The following is a 19,405-nucleotide window of genomic DNA, read 5'->3' on the forward strand; positions in this document are numbered from 1 at the left end:
TTCAGCTCAGTTCCATGGTTTGGCTGGCGCGGCGCTTGCGCTCCCTGAGGACGACCTCGCGCGCCAGTTTCAGATAGGCCTGGCTGCCGGCGCACTTGAGGTCATAGACCAGGGCCGGCTTGCCGAACGACGGGGCCTCGGAGACGCGGACGTTCCGCGGGATCACCGTCTGATAGACCGCCTCGCCGAAGTGGGCGCGAACGTCGCTGGCCACCTGTTCGGAGAGCGAGTTGCGGCGGTCGTACATGGTGAGGACCACGCCCTGGAGCTCCAGGGCCGGGTTGAGGCTGCCCCGCACCAGGTCGATGGTCCGCATCAGCTGGGAGAGGCCTTCCAGGGCGAAGAACTCGCACTGCAGGGGCACCAGCACCGCGTTGGCGGCGGCCATGGCGTTGACGGTCAGGAGGTTCAGCGACGGCGGGCAGTCGATGAGGACGTAGGTGTACGCGCCGGTCGAGCGGATCGGGGCGATGGCGTCGCGCAGCTTGAACGAGCGGCGGGCCTGCTGGCCGAGTTCCAGCTCTACGCCGGAGAGGTCGGGGTCGGAGGGGATCAGGTCGAGGCCGGGCACCGAGGTCTTCACCACGGCCTCCAGCAGCGGCTTCTCGCCCATCAGAACGTCGTAGAGGGTCTTCTTGCGCAGCGCCCGGCCCACGCCCAGGCCCGTGGAGGCGTTGCCTTGGGGGTCGCTGTCGACCAGCAACACCTTCTCGCCCACGGCGGCCAGGGCCGTGCCGAGGTTGATGGCCGTGGTCGTCTTGCCGACGCCACCCTTCTGGTTGGCGACGACCAGCACGCGTAGTCCCCGGTCAGACCTTGCGGACACGCCCTAGCCTCCTCACACGCACGATACGGCCTCTCTCGTCACTCAGCGACGGTACGACATCCGCCTCGTATTCCCAATATCTTGCGGCCTCGGACATGTCCGCCACCACATCTTGCCCCTTGAGGAACAGGCCCTGCGCCCCCGACTGCAAGTATGGCCGGGCATACCCCAACAGTCTGTGAAGCGGGGCGCAAGCGCGGGCGGTGACGATGTCCACAGCCAGGGTGAGGTTTTCCGCCCTTTCGTTGTGAACCGTGGCGGGCAGGTCGAGCTCGGCCACCACCTGGGCGAGGAAGCGGCAGCGTTTGGCCATGCTCTCCACCAGGTGGACGTGGAAGCCGGGCCGCCCCTTGCCGAGGATCGCGAGCACCAGGCCTGGGAAGCCGGCACCCGCCCCGAGGTCGGCCCAGGTGAGGGCCTCGGGGGCCAGGCGGAAGAGCTGGGCCGAGTCCCAGGCGTGGCGGTTCCAGAAGTCGGGGATCGTGGCGGGGCCGACCAGGTTCATCACCGCATTGCCCTCGGTGAGCAGCTCGAGGAAGCGGGTCAGGTCGGGGATCTGCTCGGGTGTGGCCTTGGCCGCCCGGGCGAAGGACGCGGCGTCCGTGACGCGAGATCCTAGCGTCGTCTGTGGAGGACCCCCTCCACCATCCTGCGGATGGTTGCCGTCCCCCAAGGGGGGAGGAATTGGGGGTTGCGACTGGGTCATCCGGTCAGGCGGCGCGGCGGCGGACGTAGGCCAGGAGCGCGGTCAGGGCGCCCGGGGTCAGGCCTTCGATGCGGGCGGCCTGGCCCAGGGTCAGCGGGCGGACGGCGGCCAGCTTCTCGCGCACCTCGTTGGAGAGGCCGCCGATTGCGGCGTAGTCCAGAGGGGCTGGGAGGCGCAGATCCTCGTCGCGGCGGAAGGCCTCGGCGTCGGCGGCCTGGCGGTCGAGGTAGCCGGCGTAGGAGGCGTCGATCTCGATCTGCTCGCGCACGGCCGGCGACCAGGCGGCGATCTGCGGCCAGATCTTCGCCAGGCCATCGAAGTCGATGGTCGGGTAGGCCAGCAGCTCGACGAGGTTGCGGCGCTGGCCGTCGGCCTTGACCGGCAAGCCGGCCTTGGCGGCGGCGGAAGGGGTGAGGGTCAGATTGGCGGCTTCGGCGCGGGCGGCGGCGAGTTCCGCGTGTTTCACGTGAAACGCTTCGGCCCGGCGGGAGCCGACGACGCCGAGGGCGACGCCCTTGCCCGACAGCCGCTGGTCGGCGTTGTCGGCGCGCAGGGTCAGGCGGAACTCAGCCCGGCTGGTGAACATCCGATAGGGTTCGGTGACGCCCCGGGTGACGAGGTCGTCGATCAGGACGCCGATGTAGGCCTCATCGCGCGCGAACTGGGCCGGGTCGGCGCCGGAGGCCGCCCTCGCCGCGTTCAGGCCGGCGACCAGTCCTTGCGCGCCCGCCTCCTCGTAGCCGGTCGTGCCGTTGATCTGACCGGCGAGGTAGAGGCCCGGCAGGCGCTTGACCTCCAGGGTCGGGAACAGCTCGCGGGGATCGACGTAGTCGTATTCGATGGCGTAGCCGTGCCGCTTCACAACCACCTGCTCCAGGCCGGGGATGGTGCGCAGGAACAGATCCTGGGTCTCAGCCGACACCGAGGTGGAGATGCCGTTCGGATAGACCGTGGTGTCGTCCAGGCCCTCGGGCTCGAGGAAGATCTGGTGGCTGGTCTTGTCGCGGAAGCGGACGACCTTGTCCTCGATGGAGGGGCAGTAGCGCGGCCCTTTCCCCGACACCCGGCCGCCATAGACCGCCGATTCCGTCAGCCGCTCGGCGATGATCCGGTGGGTCTCTTCCGTGGTGTAGGTGATGCCGCACTGGACCTGGGGCGTCGTGATCGCATCCGTCAGGAACGAGAACGGGATCGGCTCGGCGTCCGCGTCCTGCATCTCGAGCGCGTCCCAAGCGATGGTGGAGCCGTCGAGGCGCGCCGGGGTGCCGGTCTTCAGCCGGCCCATCCGCAGGCCCGAGGCATAGAGCCGGTCCGCGAGGCCGATGGCCGGGGCATCGCCAATCCGGCCGGCCGGGATGCGCTGCTCGCCTTGGTGGATCACGCCCTTCAGGAACGTGCCGGTGGTCAGGACCACGCGCCCCGCGCTGTATTCGGTCCCGCTGGCGCCGACCGCCCCGGCGACGACGCCGTCCGCGACGATCAGGTCCTCGACCGCCTCGGCCCGGATTTCCAGGTTGGGTGTCGCGGCCAGCTCGGCCTGCATGGCTTCGCGATACAGCCGCCGGTCGATCTGGCTGCGCGGCCCGCGCACGGCGGCGCCCTTAGAGCGGTTCAGCATCCGGAACTGGATGCCGGCCACATCGGCCAGGCGGCCCATGACGCCGTCCAGGGCGTCGATCTCGCGGACAAGGTGGCCCTTGCCGAGGCCGCCGATGGCCGGGTTGCAGCTCATCTCTCCGATGGTTTCGAGCTTGTGGGTGAGCAGCAGGGTGCGCGCGCCGAACCGCGCCGCCGCGGCCGCCGCTTCGCAGCCGGCGTGCCCTCCGCCGATGACGATCACATCCCAGGTCATGCGGGGGTGCATATAGGGGAAAGCCCGGGGTGTTTCACGTGAAACAGTGGCGCAGGGGGAAGTTGCTCAGTTGCCTGACATGCTGGCGGAAGTTCCTGGCTGCGCAGCGGAGCGGGCGACCACCTCCACCATTTCGTGGTCCCCCTCCCCCAGAGGGGGGAGGAACTGGGGAGTTGTCTTGGCCCGCTTGAGGCGTCGCTCCACCCAGTTGCTCCCCCGCGGGGGAGCTGGCGGCGCAGCCGCCTGAGGGGGCGTAGGGCTATTTCCCGATGCAGAACGTAGAGAAGATGCGGCCGAGGACCTGTTCGGGGTCGATGCGGCCGGTGATGCGGTCGAGGGCGCGGGCGGCCAGGCGGACGTCCTCGGCGGCCAGTTCCAGGTGTTCGTCCTGGGCCAGGGCGTGGCGCAGACGATCGGCGGCCTCGGTGAGAAGTTCCTGGTGGCGAAGCCGGGTGGCGGCTGGGGGCTCGGCGCCCTCCAGGGCCTCCACGATCCGTTCTTCCAGCACGCCGCGGATCCAGTCCAGGTCGCCGGGGCCCTTGGCGGTGACCTCGGCGACGGCGAGGCTCAGCCGCTTGGCTTGACCCGCGGCCCAGGCGCCGGCCGGCCCCACCGGCAGGTCCCGCTTGGTGATCAGGCACAGGTCGCCGGGCCGCAGCTCCATCGGGACCGCGCCCGTCTCGCCTGACGATCCGTCCACCAGCCAGAGCCGCAAGTCGGCGGCCGCGGCCCAGGCCCGGGCGCGGCGCACCCCCTCAGCCTCGATCTCGTCGCCGGTCTCGCGCAGACCCGCGGTGTCGGCCATCAGCGCCTTGTAGCCGGCCAGCACCATCGGGACCTCGATGATGTCCCGCGTGGTCCCGGGGGTGGCGGTGACGATGGCGGCGTCCCGGCCCGCCAGGGCGTTCAGCAGGGTGCTCTTCCCGGCGTTGGGCGCGCCGATCAGGGCGATGCGATAGCCCTCGCGAATCCGCTCGCCCCGCTCCGCGTCGGCCGCCGCGATCTCCAGCTCGGCGACCAGGTGTTCCAGCACAGGCCGCGCGCGGGCGGCGACGTCCTGGGGCACCTCCTCGTCCGGAAAGTCGACGGCGGCCTCCAGCATGGCGAGAGCCTCCAGCAGCGCCTCGGTCCAGCGCGCCTGGACGTCCGACAGCCGCCCGCCGAGCTGTTCCAGGGCCTGGCGGCGCTGGGCCTCGGTCTCGGCGTCGATGAGGTCGGCCACGCCCTCCGCCTGGGCCAGGTCGAGCTTCCCGTGCTCGAAGGCCCGGCGGGTGAACTCCCCGGGTTCGGCCAGCCGCAGGTCCAGGGTCCGCAGCGCTTCGATCACGGCGCCCACCACCGCCGTCCCGCCGTGCACGTGAAACTCCGCCGCGTCCTCGCCGGTGTAGCTCTCCGGGCCGGCGAAAAAGAGCACCAGGGCCTGGTCGATCGCCTCCCCGTCCGCATTGCGCAGGGTCTTCAGGCTCGCCCGTCGCGGCGGGGGGACAGCGCCGGCGAGCGCCCTCACCGCCGCGCGGGTCCACGGCCCCGAGACCCGCACCACCGCCACCGCCGCACGGCCCGCAGCCGTGGCCGGCGCGTAGATCGTATCGGTCATTTCCGGGTCGTCGCGGCTTCCATGAACTTGCGGAACTGTTCCTGGGCCCCGGTCCCGAAGGTCATCCAGTTCTTCATGAACTCCTCCGGGTTGAGCATGTTGATGTTGGCGTCGACGCGCTTGCTCATCTCGCTGACCAGATGGTCGTTCAGCGCGCTCACGTCCGGCAGGCCCATGAACCGCCGGGCTTCCTCCGGGGTGCAATCCACCTCGATGGTCATCTTCATGACGTCTGGCCCTCTCTATGCTCGGCGACCATATGGCCGTGAGCCGCGGATGTGCGCTAGTACCCGCTGCCGACGCAGTAACGAACGAGGACGAAACATGGGCGAACGCATCAGCATCACAACGCCGGACGGCGCGTTTTCGGCCTACGTGGCCCGGCCGGCCGCGGCGAAGGCTCCGGCGGTCGTTGTGATCCAGGAGATCTTCGGCGTGAACCAGGTGATGCGCGACATCACCGACGGCCTCGCGGCCCAGGGCTACCTGGCCGTCTGCCCCGACCTCTTCTGGCGGATCGAGCCCGACATCGACATCACCGACCAGTCCGAAGCCGAGTGGAAGCGGGCCTTCGAACTCTTCAACGCCTTCGACGTCGACCAGGGCGTGAAGGACATCCAGGCCACCATCAAGACCATCCGCGCCGACGCCGGCTGCGACGGCAAGGTGGGCGCCGTGGGCTTCTGCCTGGGCGGCCAGCTCGCCTTCCTCACCGCCACCCGCACCGACGTGGACGCCGCCGTCTCCTACTACGGCGTGGGCCTGGAGAGCCGGGTGGCCGAGGCCGAGAAGTTGACCCGCCCCCTCCTTCTCCACATCGCCGAAGAGGACCAATTCGTGCCCAAGGAGGCCCAGGCCGTCATCCTGCAGGCGCTGAAGGACCATCCGCAGATCGAGATCCACACCTATCCCGGCCGCGACCACGCCTTCGCCCGGGTGGGCGGGGAGCACTACGACGAGGCCGACGCCAAGCTGGCAGGCGGCCGCACCCTGCAGTTCTTCCAGCGGACGATCGGCTGATGCGCGCGATTCGCTTCGAAAAGACCGGCGGCCCCGAGGTCCTGGAGGTCGTGGACGTCGACACCCCTGAGCCGAAACCCGGCCAGGCGCGGGTGCGCCACGAGGCCATCGGGATCAACTTCATCGACACCTACCACCGCACGGGCCTCTACCCGGTGAAGCTGCCCTGCATTCCGGGCGGCGAAGCGGCGGGCGTGGTGGATGCGGTCGGTGAGGGCGTTACGCGCGTTAAGGTCGGGGACCGGGTCGCCTACTCCGGCGGCTTCGGCGCCTATGCCGAGGCGAATGTCGTGGCGGCGGACCGGCTGGTGAAGCTGCCGGACGACATCGACGCCCGGACCGCGGCGGCCGTGCTCCTGAAGGGCATGACCACCGAGGCCTTCATCCGCCGGACCTATCCGGTGAAGGCCGGCGAGACGGTGCTGGTGCATGCGGCCGTGGGCGGCGTGGGCCAGATCATGACCCAGTGGCTGAAGGCCCTGGGCGCCGAGGTGATCGCCACCGTGGGATCCGAGGCCAAGGCCGCCAAGGCCCGGCAGCTGGGCGCCGATCATGTGATCCTCTATCGCGAGCAGGATGTCGCCGCCGAGGTCCGGCGGATCACCGGCGGCAAGGGCGTGCCGGTGGCCTATGACTCGGTGGGCAAGGACACTTTCGAGGGCACCCTCGCCAGCCTGGCGCGCCGGGGCCTGTTCGTCAGCTTCGGCAACGCCTCGGGTCCGGTTCCGCCCTTCCCGCCGGCGCGGCTGGCCCAGGGCGGGTCGCTGTACCTGACCCGGCCGACGCTGTTCGACTACATCGTCACCACCGAGGAGCTGGAGGCGTCGGCCGCCGCCCTGTTCGACGTGATCCGGTCGGGCCAGGTGAAGATCGAGATCGGCCAGACGTTTGGGTTGGCCGAGGCGCGGCAGGCGCACGAGGCGCTGGAGGGCCGGGCGACGGTCGGGGCGAGCTTGCTGATTCCGTGAGCGGCTGACGCCCCCTCCGTCGGCTTTGCCACCACCTCCCCTGTTGCACGGGGGAGGCGCGCGGGTGGGCATCACTCCTCCCCTGCGGAAGCGGGGGAGGCGGATTGGACCGGAGGGGCGAGACGGTGGGCGCGCGAGGCGGTGGGGGTGACCCCCCCACTTCGTGGTCCCCCTCCCCCAGGGGGGAGGAATAGCGCCGCTGTGTTTCACGTGAAACAGTGAAGCTCGTAATACCGGTATGGCCGTGGTGCTACCGCGGGTGGGAAGGCGCGCCGGTACACGCCTCGATTGGCGCCGCTCTCGCGCAGGGAAACGGGCAACCCTACGCCTTTGCGCTCCAATTTCGCCACAGGGCCGATTTGCCCGGCCGACCCTTGAATCAATTGGGTTTTTCCGCGCACGAAACACCGTCGTTCGCTCACGAAAAAGGGCCCCCGTCGCCGGGAGCCCCAATCCGGTCCGCGATGGCCCGACCGGCGGTCAGGTGTTCATCGACTGGAAGAAGTCGTCGTTGTTCTTCGACTGCCGCAGCTTGTCGAGCAGGAACTCGATCGCGTCCTGGGCGCCCATGGGGTTCAGGATCCGCCGCAGGATGTAGGTCTTCTGCAGGTTGGTCTTTTCGGTGATCAGCTCTTCCTTCCGGGTGCCGGACTTCAGCACGTCGATGGCCGGATAGATGCGCTTGTCCGCGACCTTGCGGTCCAGGACGATTTCCGAGTTACCGGTGCCCTTGAACTCTTCGAAGATGACTTCGTCCATCCGCGAGCCGGTGTCGATCAGGGCCGTGGCGATGATCGTCAGCGAGCCGCCCTCCTCGATGTTCCGCGCCGCGCCGAAGAAGCGCTTGGGGCGCTGCAGGGCGTTGGCGTCGACACCGCCGGTCAGCACCTTGCCCGAGGACGGGACCACAGTGTTGTAGGCGCGGCCGAGGCGGGTGACCGAGTCCAGCAGGATCACGACGTCCCGCTTGTGCTCGACCAGGCGCTTGGCCTTTTCGATCACCATCTCGGCGACCTGGACGTGGCGGGTGGCGGGCTCGTCGAAGGTGGAGGAGATGACCTCGCCCTTCACGGTCCGCTGCATGTCCGTCACTTCTTCCGGCCGCTCGTCGATCAGCAGCACGATGAGATAGCACTCGGGGTGGTTGGTCTCGATCGACTTGGCGATGTTCTGCAGCATCACCGTCTTGCCGACCCGCGGCGGGGCGGTGATCAGGCAGCGCTGGCCCTTGCCCAGCGGCGCGACGATGTCGATGACCCGGCCGGAGCGGTCCTTCAGGGTCGGATCGTCGATCTCCATCTTGAACCGCTGGTCCGGATAGAGCGGCGTCAGGTTGTCGAACAGCACCTTGTGACGCACCGCGTCGGGGCTTTCGAAGTTGGTCAGGTCCACCTTCACCAGGGCGAAGTAGCGCTCGCCCTCGCGCGGCGCGCGGACCTCGCCGTCGACCGTGTCGCCGGTGCGCAGGCCGAACTTCCGGATCTGGGAGGGGCTGACATAGATGTCGTCGGGGCCCGGCAGGTAGTTGGCTTCCGGCGAGCGCAGGAAGCCGAAGCCGTCCTGCACCACTTCCAGGGTGCCCGAGCCGGAGATGGCGACGCCCTCTTCGGCCAGCACCTTCAGGATCGCGAACATCATGTCCTGCTTGCGCATGGAGTTCGCGGATTCAATCTCCAGCTGCTCGGCGAAGGCCAGGAGGTCGGCGGGCGACTTGTCCTTCAGCTCCTGCAGGCTCATGCGGGTGAGCCCCATGGCGGCGATGGCCTTGGAGGCCTCGCTGGGCTCGTCGTTCTCGGGCTCGCCGGCGGCGTCCTCAGCAGCGGCTTCGGCGGCCAGCTGGGGCTCGAGGGTCTCGCCGAGGGTTTCGACCTCGGTCTCGGGAATGTCGTTGTTGGGTTCGTCTTGCATTGATTTCACTTTGGAATTCGCGCGCCACCGGACGGAGTCCGGGTGCGGGCGGGTTAGTCTGTGGGCGCCGGGAAGCGCCGATGTTCAACTTCGTCTGGGAGCCGGCTGCGACACGCGGTGCGTGGAGCCGGAAAAAGGCGGGGCGCGCCGGAGGCCGACGCGTTGCTGAGGGGAACCACGTCCGAGGGGGCGGGTCAAGTGTTCCTCCCCTTCGGGAGAGGCGAAGCGCCGAAGGGGCTTCAGCTCAAAATCGAACGTTCTGAGTGGAAGCCCCCTCAGTCGGCCTTGCCGACAGCTCCCCCAAGGGGGAGCAATTTATAGATAGGCTATCGCGCCCAGAACTGAAGGGTGACGGCCAGCACGGCCACGACGGCGGCGAGGAACGGGAGCTCGTTGGTGGCGCGCCAGAACTTCGCGGACTTCGGGCGCTGGCCGGCCACGAACTTCTTGTACGAGCCGGCGAGGAAGCCGTGCCAAGCGGAGAGGAAGATCACCGCCGCCAGCTTCACCATCATCCACGGCTGCAGGAGGAAGCTCCATCCCTCCTTGGCGGCGTAGACGTGCCAGAGGATCAGGCTGACGCCCAAGATCCAGGTCAGGCTCATCGACGGATTGATGATGATCTTCAAGAGCTTGCGCTCCCAGACCTGGAAGTGCGCGTCGAACTCGCTGGCCGGCGGCGCCGTCTCGGTGTGGTAGGCGAACAGGCGGGGCAGGTACATCATCCCCGCCATCCAGGCGATCACCGCGATGATGTGCAGGCCGCGAAGCAGGTCGAACCAGTTCATGCCGCCTTGTCTCCCCGGCAGGCGCACTTGCCAAGGCCCGTGGGGCAGGTCCACGGGCCGTGCGGGGCGATCCCCTCGCGCGGCAGGGCCTCTGTCACCGCCCGGGCCAACTCGCCGATGAACGGCGCCCCGACCCCGGGCGTGCGGGCCCGCAGGTAGGGGTAGATCTTCAGGTGGTCGGCCAGCTCGCCGTATTCGGTATCGAGCTCGACCAGGGTCTCCACATGCTCGGAGACGAAGGCGATCGGGCAGACGATGGCGCCCTTGCGATCCTTGGCCACTTGGTGGAGCGCGTCCGTGGTGGAGGGCTCCAGCCATTTCAGCCGGCCGACCCGGCTCTGGTAGCAGACCTGCCAGTCGGTGAATTCGGGCAGGAGGGCCGCCACCGCCGCGGCCGTGGCCTCGACCTGCGCCTCGTAGGGATCGCCCCCGTCCACCACCTGCTGCGGCAGGCCGTGGGCCGAGAATAGGAGCCGCACCTGCGATGGGTCGGCCTTCAGCTCCGGCCGGACCCAGGCGTCCCAGACGCGGCGGATCTCGGCGGCATGGGCCTGCGCCAAGCCTTGGGAGGTCGGATAGCAGCAGACCGTCCGCACCCGCCCCGGCCCCTTGTAGGCCCGCGCCCAGTCCTTGAGCGAGGAGCCCGAGGTGGTGGTCGAATACTGGGGGTAGAGCGGCAGCAGGACGATCTCGTCCGGCGCGTAGGCCTCGACCTCCTTGGCTGTCTGGTCGGCGAACGGCTTCCAGTAGCGCATGGCGATGAAGACGCGCGCTTCGTGACCCTGCTGCTTCAGCGCTGCATCGAGCATCACGGCTTGCGCCTCGGTCTCGGGCAGCAGCGGCGAGCGGCCGCCCATGATGGCGTAGTTGGCCTGGGCGGTCTTGGTGCGGGTGGTGGAGATCAGCGCCGCCAGCGGATAGCGCGCCACGGCCGGCAGCTGGATGATCGCCGGGTCGCGGAACAGGTTGAACAGGAACGGCCGGACGGCGTCCAGGCTGTCCGGCCCGCCCAGGTTGAAAAGGACGACGGCCAGCTTGCTCATGCCGCCGCCATGGCCTTGGCGGGCTTGCCGGTGACGCGCTCCACCACCCGGGCGATGTGTTCCACGGGCGTAGCGGGCATGACGCCGTGGCCGAGGTTGAAGATGTAGGGGCCCTCGCCCCACTGCTGCAACAGGGTGTCCACCCGGGCGTCCAGCGCCGGTCCGCCGGCGAGCAGCAGGAGGTTGTCGAGGGCGCCCTGGATGGCCTGGCCGCCCGCCTGGATCCGGCGGCCCAGGGCGGCGCTGGCCTGGGTGTCGAGGGCGACCGCCTGGACCGGAACCTCGGCGGCGTAGCGCTCCACCAGGGCGCCGGCGCTGCGGGGGAAGCCGATGAACGGCGTGTCGACCCCGGCGGCGCGGACCTTCTCCACGATCCGCCGGTGCGGGCCGATGACGATGCGTTCGAAGACGTCCTCGGCCAGGTTATCGGCCCAGCTCTCGAACAGCTTCAGCGCCTGGGCGCCGGCCTTGGCCTGCATCACGAGGTAGCGGGCCGTAGCCTCCACCAGCACGTCGAGCAGGGCGTCCAACTCGTCCGGATGGCGGTAGGCGTAGGTGCGGGCGGCCTCGCGCTGGGAGCCCCGGCCCTCCAGCATGTATGTGGCCACCGTCCAGGGGGCGCCGGCGAACCCGATCAGCGCCCGCTCGGGCTCCAGCTCGGCGCGCACCCGGCTGAGCGTCTCGCCGATGTTGGCGAGCTTTGCGGTGGAGCCCTCGATGGCGTCTTGCAGCGCCCCGATCGGCGGCAGTGGGCCCAGCCGGGGCCCCTCCCCGGCCTCGAACCAGACATCCTGGCCGAGGGCCAGCGGGATCAGCAGGATGTCGGCGAAGACGATGGCGGCGTCCATGGGGAAGCGCCGCATGGGCTGCATCGTCGCCTCGGCCGCCATCTCGGGGTCGAAGCAGAAGGCGATGAAGTCGGGCGCGCGGCTGCGCAGCTCCCGGTACTCGGGCAGCGACCGTCCGGCCTGGCGCATGAACCACACCGGCGGGCGGTCCAGGGTCTCTCCGGCGAGCACGCGCAGGAGGCGGGGGGTCTCGGTCGTCATGGGGGACTTAAAGCCTGCCCTTACCGAACGCTCAAGTGCGACCCGCCCAGCCCTTCTTCCCTTCAAATAGAAAGAGTCTTGAAAAGGATTGGAGCGGGGGAAGTAGGGCCTGTCGGCAGCGGGGAAAACCTTGACGATCCTTTGACAATCCCCCGGTCGTCCCCACCCTGTCCCCGGCTGGCGGCACACCCTGTGAGGCCCTGTGAATCGCGGGGAACCGGCCTAGGCTCCCTCTGCGGCGCATTAAGAATTCGGTAACGATTGGGGGGAGAACAGCGGGCGCCGCGCGGGATCCCGACTTGCCCCCACCCGCGCCCGGCAAACGGCGCCCCGGCGGCCAGGCCTGGGGGTTAAGAGATGGTTAACGGCCCTTTCCGTCCTCGTGTTCCCCCGGGGCGCCCTCCGCACCGGATTTGGCGACGATCTATCCCCATCGCCGTCCAGCTTCGCTAAGAGTGAATCCACAGCTTCCGTCCCCAGGCATATTTTCGGAGCGCCCTTGCCGAACTCGCCGCCGCCCAGACTCGCGACCTACTTCCACGTCCACCTGGTGTCGGACTCCACGGGGGAGACGCTGAACGCCATGGCGCGCGCGGTGTGCGCGCGCTTCGAGAACGTCCTGCCCATCGAGCACATCTACGCCCTGGTCCGCTCGCAGCGGCAACTGGACCGGGCGCTGGGCGACATCGAGGAGGCGCCGGGCATCGTCCTGCACACCATCGTCGACGAGAAGCTGCGCGAGGCGCTGGAAGAAGGCTGCCGGCGGATGGACATGCCGTGTCTGCCGGCCCTGGACCCGCTGGTCAGCGCCATGCAGCGCTACCTGGGAGCTGCCACCACCTCGCGGGTGGGCGCGCACCTGCGGCTGGACAACGACTATTTCAATCGGATGGACGCCCTGAACTACGCCATCGGCCACGACGACGGTCAGGGCGGGCAGGACCTGGACCAGGCGGACGTGGTGCTGCTGGGCGTCTCGCGGACCTCGAAGACGCCGACCTGCATCTACCTGGCCCACCGGGGCGTGCGGGCGGCGAACGTGCCGCTGGTGCCGGGCCGGCCTCTGCCGGAGAAGCTGTTCCAGCTGAACAACACCCTGATCGTCGGCCTGCTGATCTCGCCAGACCGGCTGATCCAGATCCGCCGCAACCGGCTGCTCAGCCTGAACGAGAACCGGGAGTCGACCTACATCGACCAGGACGCGGTGCGCGACGAGATCATCGCGGCGCGCCGGCTGTACGAGCGCCATGGCTTCCCCACCATCGACGTCACGCGGCGGTCGGTGGAGGAGACGGCCGCGGCGGTGCTGAACCTGCTGTCCCGCGGGCACGGCCAGGTCGAGGTGCTGGGATGACGGTGATCCTGGCGTCCAAGAGCGCCGCCCGCCGCGCCGTCCTGGACGGGGCCGGCGTGGTCTACGAGGCGACCGTGGCCGGCGTCGACGAGGACTCGGCCAAGGCTTCGCTGCTGGCCGAGGGCCACGGGCCGCGCGAGATCGCCGACGCCCTGGCTGAGCTGAAGGCGATCCGCGTCTCCCGCGCCCGTCCGGGGCTGGTCATCGGCTCCGACCAAACCCTGGACCTGGAGGGCGTGCTTTACGACAAGGCCGACGACATTGCGGCGGCCCGGGAACGGCTGACCCTGCTGCGCGGCAAGACGCACAAGCTGCACTCGGCCGTGGTGGTGGCCAAGGACGGCGCCCCGATCTGGCGCGAGCTGGTGACGGCGCAGCTGACCATGCGCGACTTCTCCGACGCCTTCCTGGAGGAATACCTGGCGGCAGAGGGGCCGCACGCCCTCGGCTCGGTGGGCTGCTATCGGTTGGAGGGGCCGGGGGCCCAGCTGTTCTCGAAGATCGAGGGTGACTATTTCGCCATCCTGGGCCTGCCGCTGATGGGCCTGATGGACCTGCTGCGGCGACATGGCGAGCTGACGGCATGATCAGCGCCCGCACCGTGGTGGCGGGGGTGGTGGGCCAGCCCATCGCCCACTCCCTCTCGCCGATCCTGCACAACGCCTGGCTCGAGGCGGCGGGGATCGACGGGGTCTATGTCGCCTTCGCCCCCCGACCGGAGGTCTTCGCGGCCTTCGTGGAGGGCCAGCGCGGCGGCGGGGCGATCCGCGGCGTCAACGTGACCGTGCCGTTCAAGGAGCAGGCCCTCGCCGCGGCCGATGAGGCCAGCGCCCGGGCCCGGCTGGCCGGAGCGGCGAACCTGCTGGTGTTCGAGACCGACGGCCGGATCCGGGCCGACAATACCGACGGGATCGGCCTCCTGGGGGCGTTCGCGGCGCAGTCTAAGGGCTTCGACCCGGCGGCCGGGCCGGTGGTGGTGCTGGGCGCGGGCGGCGCGGCGCGGGGGGCGGCCGCGGCCCTGCTGCTGGCCGGCACGCCGGAGGTGCGCGTCTTGAACCGCACGGTTTCCAAGGCGCAGGACCTGGCGTCGGACCTCGGCCCGAAGGTGGTCGCAGGCGCGCTGGCGGACGCCGGCGAGGCCTTCGCGGGGGCGATCGCGGTGATCAACGCCACCGCGGCCGGCATGTCGCCGGGCCAGGGGCTGGACGTACCGCTGGAGGCGACGCCCCCGGGCGCGGTGGTCATGGACATGTTCTACAAGCCGCTGGTCACGCCCTTCCTCGCCCAGGCCCAGGCCCTGGGACGCCGCACGGTCGATGGACTGGAGATGCTGGTCCGCCAGGCCGAGCCCTCGTTCGAGGCCCTGTTCGGCGCGCCGCCGCCGGGCGTGGACGTGCGGGGCTTGGCCCTTAAGGTTTTGAACGGATGAGGATTATCGGCCTGACCGGGTCCATCGGCATGGGCAAGTCGACCACCGCGGCGATGTTCCGCGACCTGGGCATCCCGGTCTACGACGCCGACGCGGCGGTGCACGATCTCTACGATCAGGGCGGGGCCGCCGTGGAGCCGGTGGGCGAGGCGTTTCCCGGTGTGGTGAAGGACGGCCGGGTCGACCGGGAAGAACTGCGCAAGCGGGTCCTGGGCCAGCCGGACGAACTGAAGCGCCTCAACGCCATCGTCCACCCGCTGGTGGGCCGCGACCGGGTGGGGTTCTTCAAGGCGGCCGAGGAACAGGGCGCCGACATGGTCGTGCTGGACGTGCCCCTGCTGTACGAGACCGGCGGCGACGCCAATGTGGAGGCGGTGGTGGTCGTCTCGGCGCCGCCCGAAATGCAGCGCGAGCGGGTGCTGGCCCGCCCCGGCATGACCCCGGAGCGCCTGGACGCCATCCTGGCCCAGCAGATGGCCGACGCCGAGAAGCGCGCTCGCGCCCACTACGTCGTCGACACCGGCCGTGGCCTGGAGGCGGCCCGCGAGCAGGTGGCGGCCATCGTGGCCGATCTCCGGAACGCGAAAGCGCCTTAGGACGACCGCCAAGACGCCAAGTTCACCAAGGGCGGGCTCGGCCCGTTCGCGTCCTTGGCCTCTTGGCGGTGATCTGTCGCGCCGGCTGCTTCGCAGTTGAAATTCCAGCGCGAACCGGGCCATCAAGGGGCATGGCCCGCGAGATCGTCCTCGACACTGAAACCACCGGGTTCGACCCCGCCACCGGCGACCGGCTGGTGGAACTGGCGGCGCTGGAGATCGAGAGCTTCGTGCCCACCGGCCGCAGCTTCCACGTCTATATCGACCCCTGCCGCGACATGCCGGCCGAGGCCGAGAAGGTGCACGGCCTGTCGGCGGCGTTCCTGCGCGGCAAGCCCCGGTTCGAACATCCCGAGGTCGTGGACGCCTTCCTCGATTTCGTGGGCGATGCGCCGCTGATCGCCCACAACGCCGCTTTCGACCGCGGCTTCATCAACTGGGAACTGGCGAACTGCCGCCGCGACCACCTGCCCGAACACCGCTGGATCGACACCCTGGCCTTGGCCAAGCAGCGGTTCCCCGGCATGCACAACTCGCTGGACGCGCTCTGCAAGCGCTTCAAGGTCTCGCTCAGCGAGCGCGAGAAGCACGGCGCCTTGATCGACGCCAAGCTGCTGGCGGCGGTCTATCTGGAGCTGAAGGGCGGCCGCGAGCGGCGCCTGGAGCTGTCGAGCGTGACCATGGTCAACGCCGTGGCGGTGGCCAGCCGCAACGAATACGGCGCCCGGCCCCGGCCGCTGGCCCCCCGCTCCACCGAAGAAGAGCGGGCCCTCCACGCCTCGTTCATTCGCGAAAAGGTGAAGGGCGAGGACCTCTGGGGACGGTTCGGGCTCTAAGGCCGCCGTCCCCTTCCGAAGGTCTTAAGCGTGGCCGACCTGGGGCTCGCCCTGGGCCTTGCGCGCCGCGTAGACGCCGGCGAAGTCGATGGGATCCAGCAGGAAGGGCGGGAAGCCGCCTTCGGAGCTGACCTCGGCGATGATCCGGCGGGCGAAGGGGAAGAGGTAGCGCGGGCACTCGATCAGCAGCACCGGCTCCATCTCCTCGGCCGGCACGCCGCCGATCTGGAAAACGCCGCCGTAGAGCAGCTCGACGTGGAACAGGGCGCCGTCGGTGCGGCCGGCGCGGGCCGACAGCTTCAGGTCCACCTCGAACAGGCCGTCTTCGCGGCCACGGGCGTTCATCTCGACGTTGAGATCGATCTGCGGCTGGTCCTGGCTGGGACGCAGGGCGTCGGGCGCACGCGGGTTCTCGAACGAGAGGTCGCGGATGAACTGGGCCAGGATGCGGATGCCGGGCTCGCCGCCCTGGGCCGGAGGCGCGCCGGCGCCGAGGTCGATTTCGCTCATGATCGGACGGAATTTCTCTTCACGCGGAACGCGAGGATCGCGCTCGTTAGGGCCGAGCGGCTATCATGGCGCCCAGGGTGATGCAACGCCGCCCCTGACGCGGGCGTTCCTGCGGACTATATTGAGGTATTGAGCGTATAAGGTCCCTGAAGCCCAGCCACCTCCGAAAGCCCTGCGTTGCAAGTCCTGGAACTGATCATTTTCGCCGGCCTCGCCGTCATCGTGCTGTACCAGCTCTATTCGGTGCTGGGCCGGCGGGTCGGGCGCCAGCCCGAGGACCGTCCGGCGGTGGAAGCCGCGACCGGCCCGGTGCGCCCGCCCGAGCGGCTGGCCGACCCCATCGACGACGGCGTCGAACTGACCGGCCTGGCCGCCATCAAGGCCAAGGACCCGTCCTTCGACATGGGCCATTTCCTGGCCGGGGCGAAGGGCGCCTACGAGATGATCGTTAAGGCGTTCGCCGAGGGCGACAAGGCGACGCTGGGCAACCTGCTGGCGCCGGGGGTGCTTTCCAGCTTCGAGGCCGTGATCGACCAGCGTGCCGCCGAGGGCCGCAGCGAAACGGTCGAGTTCTTCCATCCGCCCCGGGCGGACCTGGAGAAGGCGCAAGTTGTCCAAGGCGACCTGGCGCAGGTGACCGTGCGCTTCCTGGCGGAGTTCCGCAGCCGCACCAAGGGTCCGGAAGGCGAAGGCGTCGACGACCGCCGCACCGCCGAGCTGTGGACGTTCGAGCGCCGCCTGAAGAGCCGCGATCCCAACTGGACCCTGGTCCACGTCGACGCCGCCGAGGCCTGAGTTCCGCATGCGCTGGGGGGTTGTCGCGGCTGCTTTTGCGGCCCTGGCGGTGGCCGCCTGCGCCACGCCGTACGAGCACGGGCCGATTCCGCCGGGCTATCCCCCGCTTCCCGCGCCGGCGCCCCGGCCCTCCCCGCCGCCTGAGCCGCCGCGGGTGGTCGAGCTGCCGCAACTGCCCGGATGGGCGGCAGAGGACCACGACGGCGCCTTCGAAGCCTGGCGGGCGACCTGCCACGGCAGCCGCGACCGCGCCCTGGCCGACCTGTGCGCGCGCGCCCGCGCCCTCGGCCCCATCGCCCGCGGCGATGGACGGGCGTTCCTCGAGCGGGCTTTCCGCGCCGAGCGGCTGGGATCCGCCGACGGCGTCCTGACCGCCTATTTCGCGCCGGTCTATGAGGCGCGCCGCCGCCCCGATGCGGAATTCAGCGCACCGGTGCGGCCCAAGCCGGCCGACCTGGTGGTGGCCGACGGCGGCATCGTGCTGCGCACCCTGCCCGACGGCTCGGCCGAGCCCTACCCCGATCGCGCGGCCATCGAGGCGACGCCAATCGACCGGCCGTTGGCTTGGATGCGGCCCGAGGAGCTGTTCTTCCTGCAGGTTCAGGGTTCGGGCGTCCTGACCTTCGAGGACGGGACGCGGGCCAAGGCGCTCTACGCGGCCAACAACGGCCAGGCCTTCGCCGGCATCGCCAACCCCATGCGTGACCGTGGGCTGCTGGCAAGGGACAACACCTCGGGCGATGCGATCCGGAACTGGCTGGCCGCCCACCGCGGCCCGGCCGCCGACGAGGTGATGCGGCTGAACCCCCGCTACGTCTTCTTCCGGCTCACGCCCGACGACGGCAAGCCGCCGGTGGGGGCCGCCAGCATCCCGCTGCCGGCGGGCCGGGCGGTGGCGGTGGATCCCGCCTTCCACGGCATGGGCGACCTCTTGTGGATCGACGCCGAGGCGCCGCTGCTGGCCGGCGCCTTCCCGGCCTATCGGCGCCTGGCTACCGCCCTGGATACGGGCGGGGCGATCAAGGGCCAGGTACGCGCCGATCTATACCTGGGCGAAGGGGTTGCGGCCGGGGCCGAGGCAGGGCGGGTGCGCCACACCCTGCGGCTCTACCGGCTGGTCCCGCGGCCATGAAACGCCCGCTGAAGCCGGAGGAGCAGAAGATCTGGTCGATGGTGGCCGCCACCGTCCATCCCTTGCCCGGCCGCAGCACGCCGAGGAAACCCGCGCCCCAGACCCTCGACGCCCCGGCGCGGATCGAGCCCAAGCGCGCCGAGGAAGCCCGGCAGCGCCTGCGCGAGGCGCTGGAGGGCATCGAGCCCAATCGCCGCCACCGCATCGCCCGGGAGCGCGAGGAGATCGGCGCGCGCATCGACCTGCACGGCATGACCCAGGATCGGGCGCGGGCGGCCCTGGAGGCGTTCGTGCTCCGCGCCTTCGATAACGGCTGGCGCGCGGTGCTGGTGATCACCGGCAAGGGCGTCCAGGGCGACGGGGTCCTGCGCAAGCGCGTGCCCGACTGGCTGGCCGCGCCCCACCTGGCCCATGTGGTCGCCGGCCTCTCCGAAGCCGCCCGCCACCACGGCGGCGCTGGCGCGCTGTACGTGGCGCTGAAGCGCAAGGCGCGAGGGTGACCTTCAACGTTGCTCCCCATGGGGGGGCTGTCGGCGAAGCTGACTGAGGGGGTCCCCAGCAGAGCGTGTTCCTGATATGTTCGAGTCATGGATGCCCCGAGCGAAACGCGAGATTTCGCGAAGTTCCTTCGCCGCAATCTGACCTTGCCGGAAGGCCTGCTCTGGCGGGCGCTTAAAGGCGCCAAGGCCGATGGGCTGAAATTCCGAAGGCAGCACCCGATAGGTCCGTACATCCTCGACTTCTACTGCGCCAGCATACCCTTGTGCGTTGAGGTGGACGGGGACTCGCACAGCATGGGGCGGCGGCCGGAAGCGGACGAAGCTAGGGACATCTGGCTCGCGGCGAAGGGTATCCGGACCTTGCGGATCTCGGCCAGCCTGGGGCTCGAAGATGTCGACGACGCCGTTCGGACGATCATCTCAGCGGCGCGGGATGACGATCCAGGCTTCTGAGCGGACCCCCTCCGGCGCTTCGCGCCACCTCCCCCGAAGGGGG

Annotated in this window: 21 protein-coding genes; 11 read left to right on the forward strand and 10 right to left on the reverse strand. The window is 69.9% G+C overall.

Annotated elements, in window-relative coordinates:
• Nucleotide 1: 1 nt before the first annotated feature.
• The 5 genes from A2790_RS09870 to A2790_RS09890 all read right to left on the reverse strand — a co-directional run bounded on the left by A2790_RS09870 (nt 2) and on the right by A2790_RS09890 (nt 5,208).
• Entirely contained in the window at nt 2–826 is an 825-nt protein-coding gene (locus tag A2790_RS09870; RefSeq protein WP_293390655.1) for a ParA family protein, read from the reverse strand.
• Nucleotides 810–1,499, reverse strand: coding sequence for a 16S rRNA (guanine(527)-N(7))-methyltransferase RsmG (rsmG, locus tag A2790_RS09875; RefSeq protein ID WP_293390658.1), 690 nt, complete (start codon nt 1,497–1,499; stop codon nt 810–812). Before rsmG ends, A2790_RS09870 begins: the two co-directional genes overlap by 17 nt.
• A gap of 37 nt (nt 1,500–1,536) precedes the next feature.
• Nucleotides 1,537–3,384 (reverse strand): tRNA uridine-5-carboxymethylaminomethyl(34) synthesis enzyme MnmG, encoded by a 1,848-nt coding sequence (gene mnmG / locus A2790_RS09880; protein WP_293390660.1) that lies wholly within the window; start codon nt 3,382–3,384, stop codon nt 1,537–1,539.
• A gap of 259 nt (nt 3,385–3,643) precedes the next feature.
• Complete coding sequence (gene mnmE / locus A2790_RS09885; RefSeq protein WP_293390662.1) at nt 3,644–4,981, reverse strand: tRNA uridine-5-carboxymethylaminomethyl(34) synthesis GTPase MnmE; 1,338 nt, start codon at nt 4,979–4,981, stop codon at nt 3,644–3,646.
• Entirely contained in the window at nt 4,978–5,208 is a 231-nt protein-coding gene (locus A2790_RS09890) for a DUF6489 family protein (protein WP_293390665.1), read from the reverse strand. The genes mnmE and A2790_RS09890 overlap by 4 nt, the downstream gene beginning before the upstream one ends.
• A gap of 97 nt (nt 5,209–5,305) precedes the next feature.
• Between A2790_RS09890 and A2790_RS09895 the strand changes: the two genes are divergently transcribed.
• Together A2790_RS09895 and A2790_RS09900 are read left to right on the forward strand one after the other, a co-directional pair.
• Entirely contained in the window at nt 5,306–6,001 is a 696-nt protein-coding gene (locus A2790_RS09895; RefSeq protein ID WP_293390668.1) for a dienelactone hydrolase family protein, read from the forward strand.
• Nucleotides 6,001–6,969: a quinone oxidoreductase gene (locus A2790_RS09900; protein WP_293390671.1), complete on the forward strand. Its 969-nt coding sequence runs from the start codon at nt 6,001–6,003 to the stop codon at nt 6,967–6,969. The genes A2790_RS09895 and A2790_RS09900 overlap by 1 nt, the downstream gene beginning before the upstream one ends.
• A gap of 480 nt (nt 6,970–7,449) precedes the next feature.
• Here A2790_RS09900 and rho read toward each other — a convergent pair whose 3' ends face one another.
• From rho to hemE, 4 genes are all read right to left on the reverse strand, one after another.
• Nucleotides 7,450–8,877 (reverse strand): transcription termination factor Rho, encoded by a 1,428-nt coding sequence (rho, locus tag A2790_RS09905; RefSeq protein ID WP_293390673.1) that lies wholly within the window; start codon nt 8,875–8,877, stop codon nt 7,450–7,452.
• Nucleotides 8,878–9,203: 326 nt separating this feature from the next.
• A complete protein-coding gene (locus tag A2790_RS09910; RefSeq protein ID WP_293390675.1) occupies nt 9,204–9,665 on the reverse strand; it encodes a CopD family protein in 462 nt (153 codons plus the stop codon).
• Nucleotides 9,662–10,708 (reverse strand): ferrochelatase, encoded by a 1,047-nt coding sequence (gene hemH, locus A2790_RS09915; RefSeq protein ID WP_293390678.1) that lies wholly within the window; start codon nt 10,706–10,708, stop codon nt 9,662–9,664. The genes A2790_RS09910 and hemH overlap by 4 nt, the downstream gene beginning before the upstream one ends.
• Complete coding sequence (hemE, locus tag A2790_RS09920; protein ID WP_293390680.1) at nt 10,705–11,757, reverse strand: uroporphyrinogen decarboxylase; 1,053 nt, start codon at nt 11,755–11,757, stop codon at nt 10,705–10,707. Before hemE ends, hemH begins: the two co-directional genes overlap by 4 nt.
• Before the next feature lie 484 nt (nt 11,758–12,241).
• On the opposite strand from hemE, the gene A2790_RS09925 reads away from it, so the two are divergent.
• The 5 genes from A2790_RS09925 (at nt 12,242) to dnaQ (ending at nt 15,972) form a co-directional block, all read left to right on the forward strand.
• Nucleotides 12,242–13,111, forward strand: a complete 870-nt coding sequence (locus A2790_RS09925; RefSeq protein ID WP_068879297.1) for a pyruvate, water dikinase regulatory protein — start codon at nt 12,242–12,244, stop codon at nt 13,109–13,111.
• Nucleotides 13,108–13,698 (forward strand): Maf family protein, encoded by a 591-nt coding sequence (locus A2790_RS09930; RefSeq protein WP_293390682.1) that lies wholly within the window; start codon nt 13,108–13,110, stop codon nt 13,696–13,698. Before A2790_RS09925 ends, A2790_RS09930 begins: the two co-directional genes overlap by 4 nt.
• On the forward strand, nt 13,695–14,540 hold the full coding sequence (gene aroE, locus A2790_RS09935) for a shikimate dehydrogenase (RefSeq protein WP_293390684.1): 846 nt from the start codon (nt 13,695–13,697) through the stop codon (nt 14,538–14,540). Before A2790_RS09930 ends, aroE begins: the two co-directional genes overlap by 4 nt.
• Nucleotides 14,537–15,136 (forward strand): dephospho-CoA kinase, encoded by a 600-nt coding sequence (gene coaE, locus A2790_RS09940; RefSeq protein ID WP_293390687.1) that lies wholly within the window; start codon nt 14,537–14,539, stop codon nt 15,134–15,136. The genes aroE and coaE overlap by 4 nt, the downstream gene beginning before the upstream one ends.
• A gap of 131 nt (nt 15,137–15,267) precedes the next feature.
• Nucleotides 15,268–15,972 (forward strand): DNA polymerase III subunit epsilon, encoded by a 705-nt coding sequence (dnaQ, locus tag A2790_RS09945; RefSeq protein WP_293390689.1) that lies wholly within the window; start codon nt 15,268–15,270, stop codon nt 15,970–15,972.
• 24 nt (nt 15,973–15,996) lie between these two features.
• Here the strand turns inward: dnaQ and secB are convergent, their stop codons facing one another.
• Nucleotides 15,997–16,482, reverse strand: coding sequence for a protein-export chaperone SecB (secB, locus tag A2790_RS09950; RefSeq protein WP_293390691.1), 486 nt, complete (start codon nt 16,480–16,482; stop codon nt 15,997–15,999).
• 177 nt (nt 16,483–16,659) lie between these two features.
• Between secB and timA the strand changes: the two genes are divergently transcribed.
• From timA to A2790_RS09970, 4 genes are all read left to right on the forward strand, one after another.
• Nucleotides 16,660–17,277 carry a TIM44-related membrane protein TimA gene (gene timA / locus A2790_RS09955; RefSeq protein ID WP_293390693.1) on the forward strand — a complete coding sequence of 206 codons (618 nt, stop codon included), beginning with the start codon at nt 16,660–16,662 and terminating at the stop codon, nt 17,275–17,277.
• A gap of 7 nt (nt 17,278–17,284) precedes the next feature.
• Complete coding sequence (locus A2790_RS09960; RefSeq protein WP_293390695.1) at nt 17,285–18,409, forward strand: MltA domain-containing protein; 1,125 nt, start codon at nt 17,285–17,287, stop codon at nt 18,407–18,409.
• Nucleotides 18,406–18,909 carry a Smr/MutS family protein gene (locus A2790_RS09965; RefSeq protein WP_293390697.1) on the forward strand — a complete coding sequence of 168 codons (504 nt, stop codon included), beginning with the start codon at nt 18,406–18,408 and terminating at the stop codon, nt 18,907–18,909. Before A2790_RS09960 ends, A2790_RS09965 begins: the two co-directional genes overlap by 4 nt.
• Before the next feature lie 87 nt (nt 18,910–18,996).
• Complete coding sequence (locus A2790_RS09970; RefSeq protein ID WP_293390699.1) at nt 18,997–19,362, forward strand: endonuclease domain-containing protein; 366 nt, start codon at nt 18,997–18,999, stop codon at nt 19,360–19,362.
• Nucleotides 19,363–19,405: the final 43 nt, after the last annotated feature.

Origin of the sequence: Phenylobacterium sp. RIFCSPHIGHO2_01_FULL_69_31 (assembly GCF_001824475.1) — a bacterium.
Taxonomy (GTDB): domain Bacteria; phylum Pseudomonadota; class Alphaproteobacteria; order Caulobacterales; family Caulobacteraceae; genus Phenylobacterium.

Excerpts from the sequence above, each read along its gene's own strand:
- hemH (WP_293390678.1), bottom strand. The coding sequence starts at position 10,708 with ATGAGCAAGCTGGCCGTCGTCCTTTTCAACCTGGGCGGGCCGGACAGC.
- A2790_RS09895 (WP_293390668.1), top strand. The coding sequence starts at position 5,306 with ATGGGCGAACGCATCAGCATCACAACGCCGGACGGCGCGTTTTCGGCC.
- A2790_RS09930 (WP_293390682.1), top strand. The coding sequence starts at position 13,108 with ATGACGGTGATCCTGGCGTCCAAGAGCGCCGCCCGCCGCGCCGTCCTG.
- mnmG (WP_293390660.1), bottom strand. The coding sequence starts at position 3,384 with ATGACCTGGGATGTGATCGTCATCGGCGGAGGGCACGCCGGCTGCGAA.
- dnaQ (WP_293390689.1), top strand. The coding sequence starts at position 15,268 with ATGGCCCGCGAGATCGTCCTCGACACTGAAACCACCGGGTTCGACCCC.
- secB (WP_293390691.1), bottom strand. The coding sequence starts at position 16,482 with ATGAGCGAAATCGACCTCGGCGCCGGCGCGCCTCCGGCCCAGGGCGGC.
- rho (WP_293390673.1), bottom strand. The coding sequence starts at position 8,877 with ATGCAAGACGAACCCAACAACGACATTCCCGAGACCGAGGTCGAAACC.
- mnmE (WP_293390662.1), bottom strand. The coding sequence starts at position 4,981 with ATGACCGATACGATCTACGCGCCGGCCACGGCTGCGGGCCGTGCGGCG.
- A2790_RS09900 (WP_293390671.1), top strand. The coding sequence starts at position 6,001 with ATGCGCGCGATTCGCTTCGAAAAGACCGGCGGCCCCGAGGTCCTGGAG.
- coaE (WP_293390687.1), top strand. The coding sequence starts at position 14,537 with ATGAGGATTATCGGCCTGACCGGGTCCATCGGCATGGGCAAGTCGACC.
- aroE (WP_293390684.1), top strand. The coding sequence starts at position 13,695 with ATGATCAGCGCCCGCACCGTGGTGGCGGGGGTGGTGGGCCAGCCCATC.
- A2790_RS09970 (WP_293390699.1), top strand. The coding sequence starts at position 18,997 with ATGGATGCCCCGAGCGAAACGCGAGATTTCGCGAAGTTCCTTCGCCGC.
- A2790_RS09910 (WP_293390675.1), bottom strand. The coding sequence starts at position 9,665 with ATGAACTGGTTCGACCTGCTTCGCGGCCTGCACATCATCGCGGTGATC.
- hemE (WP_293390680.1), bottom strand. The coding sequence starts at position 11,757 with ATGACGACCGAGACCCCCCGCCTCCTGCGCGTGCTCGCCGGAGAGACC.
- A2790_RS09890 (WP_293390665.1), bottom strand. The coding sequence starts at position 5,208 with ATGAAGATGACCATCGAGGTGGATTGCACCCCGGAGGAAGCCCGGCGG.
- A2790_RS09960 (WP_293390695.1), top strand. The coding sequence starts at position 17,285 with ATGCGCTGGGGGGTTGTCGCGGCTGCTTTTGCGGCCCTGGCGGTGGCC.
- A2790_RS09965 (WP_293390697.1), top strand. The coding sequence starts at position 18,406 with ATGAAACGCCCGCTGAAGCCGGAGGAGCAGAAGATCTGGTCGATGGTG.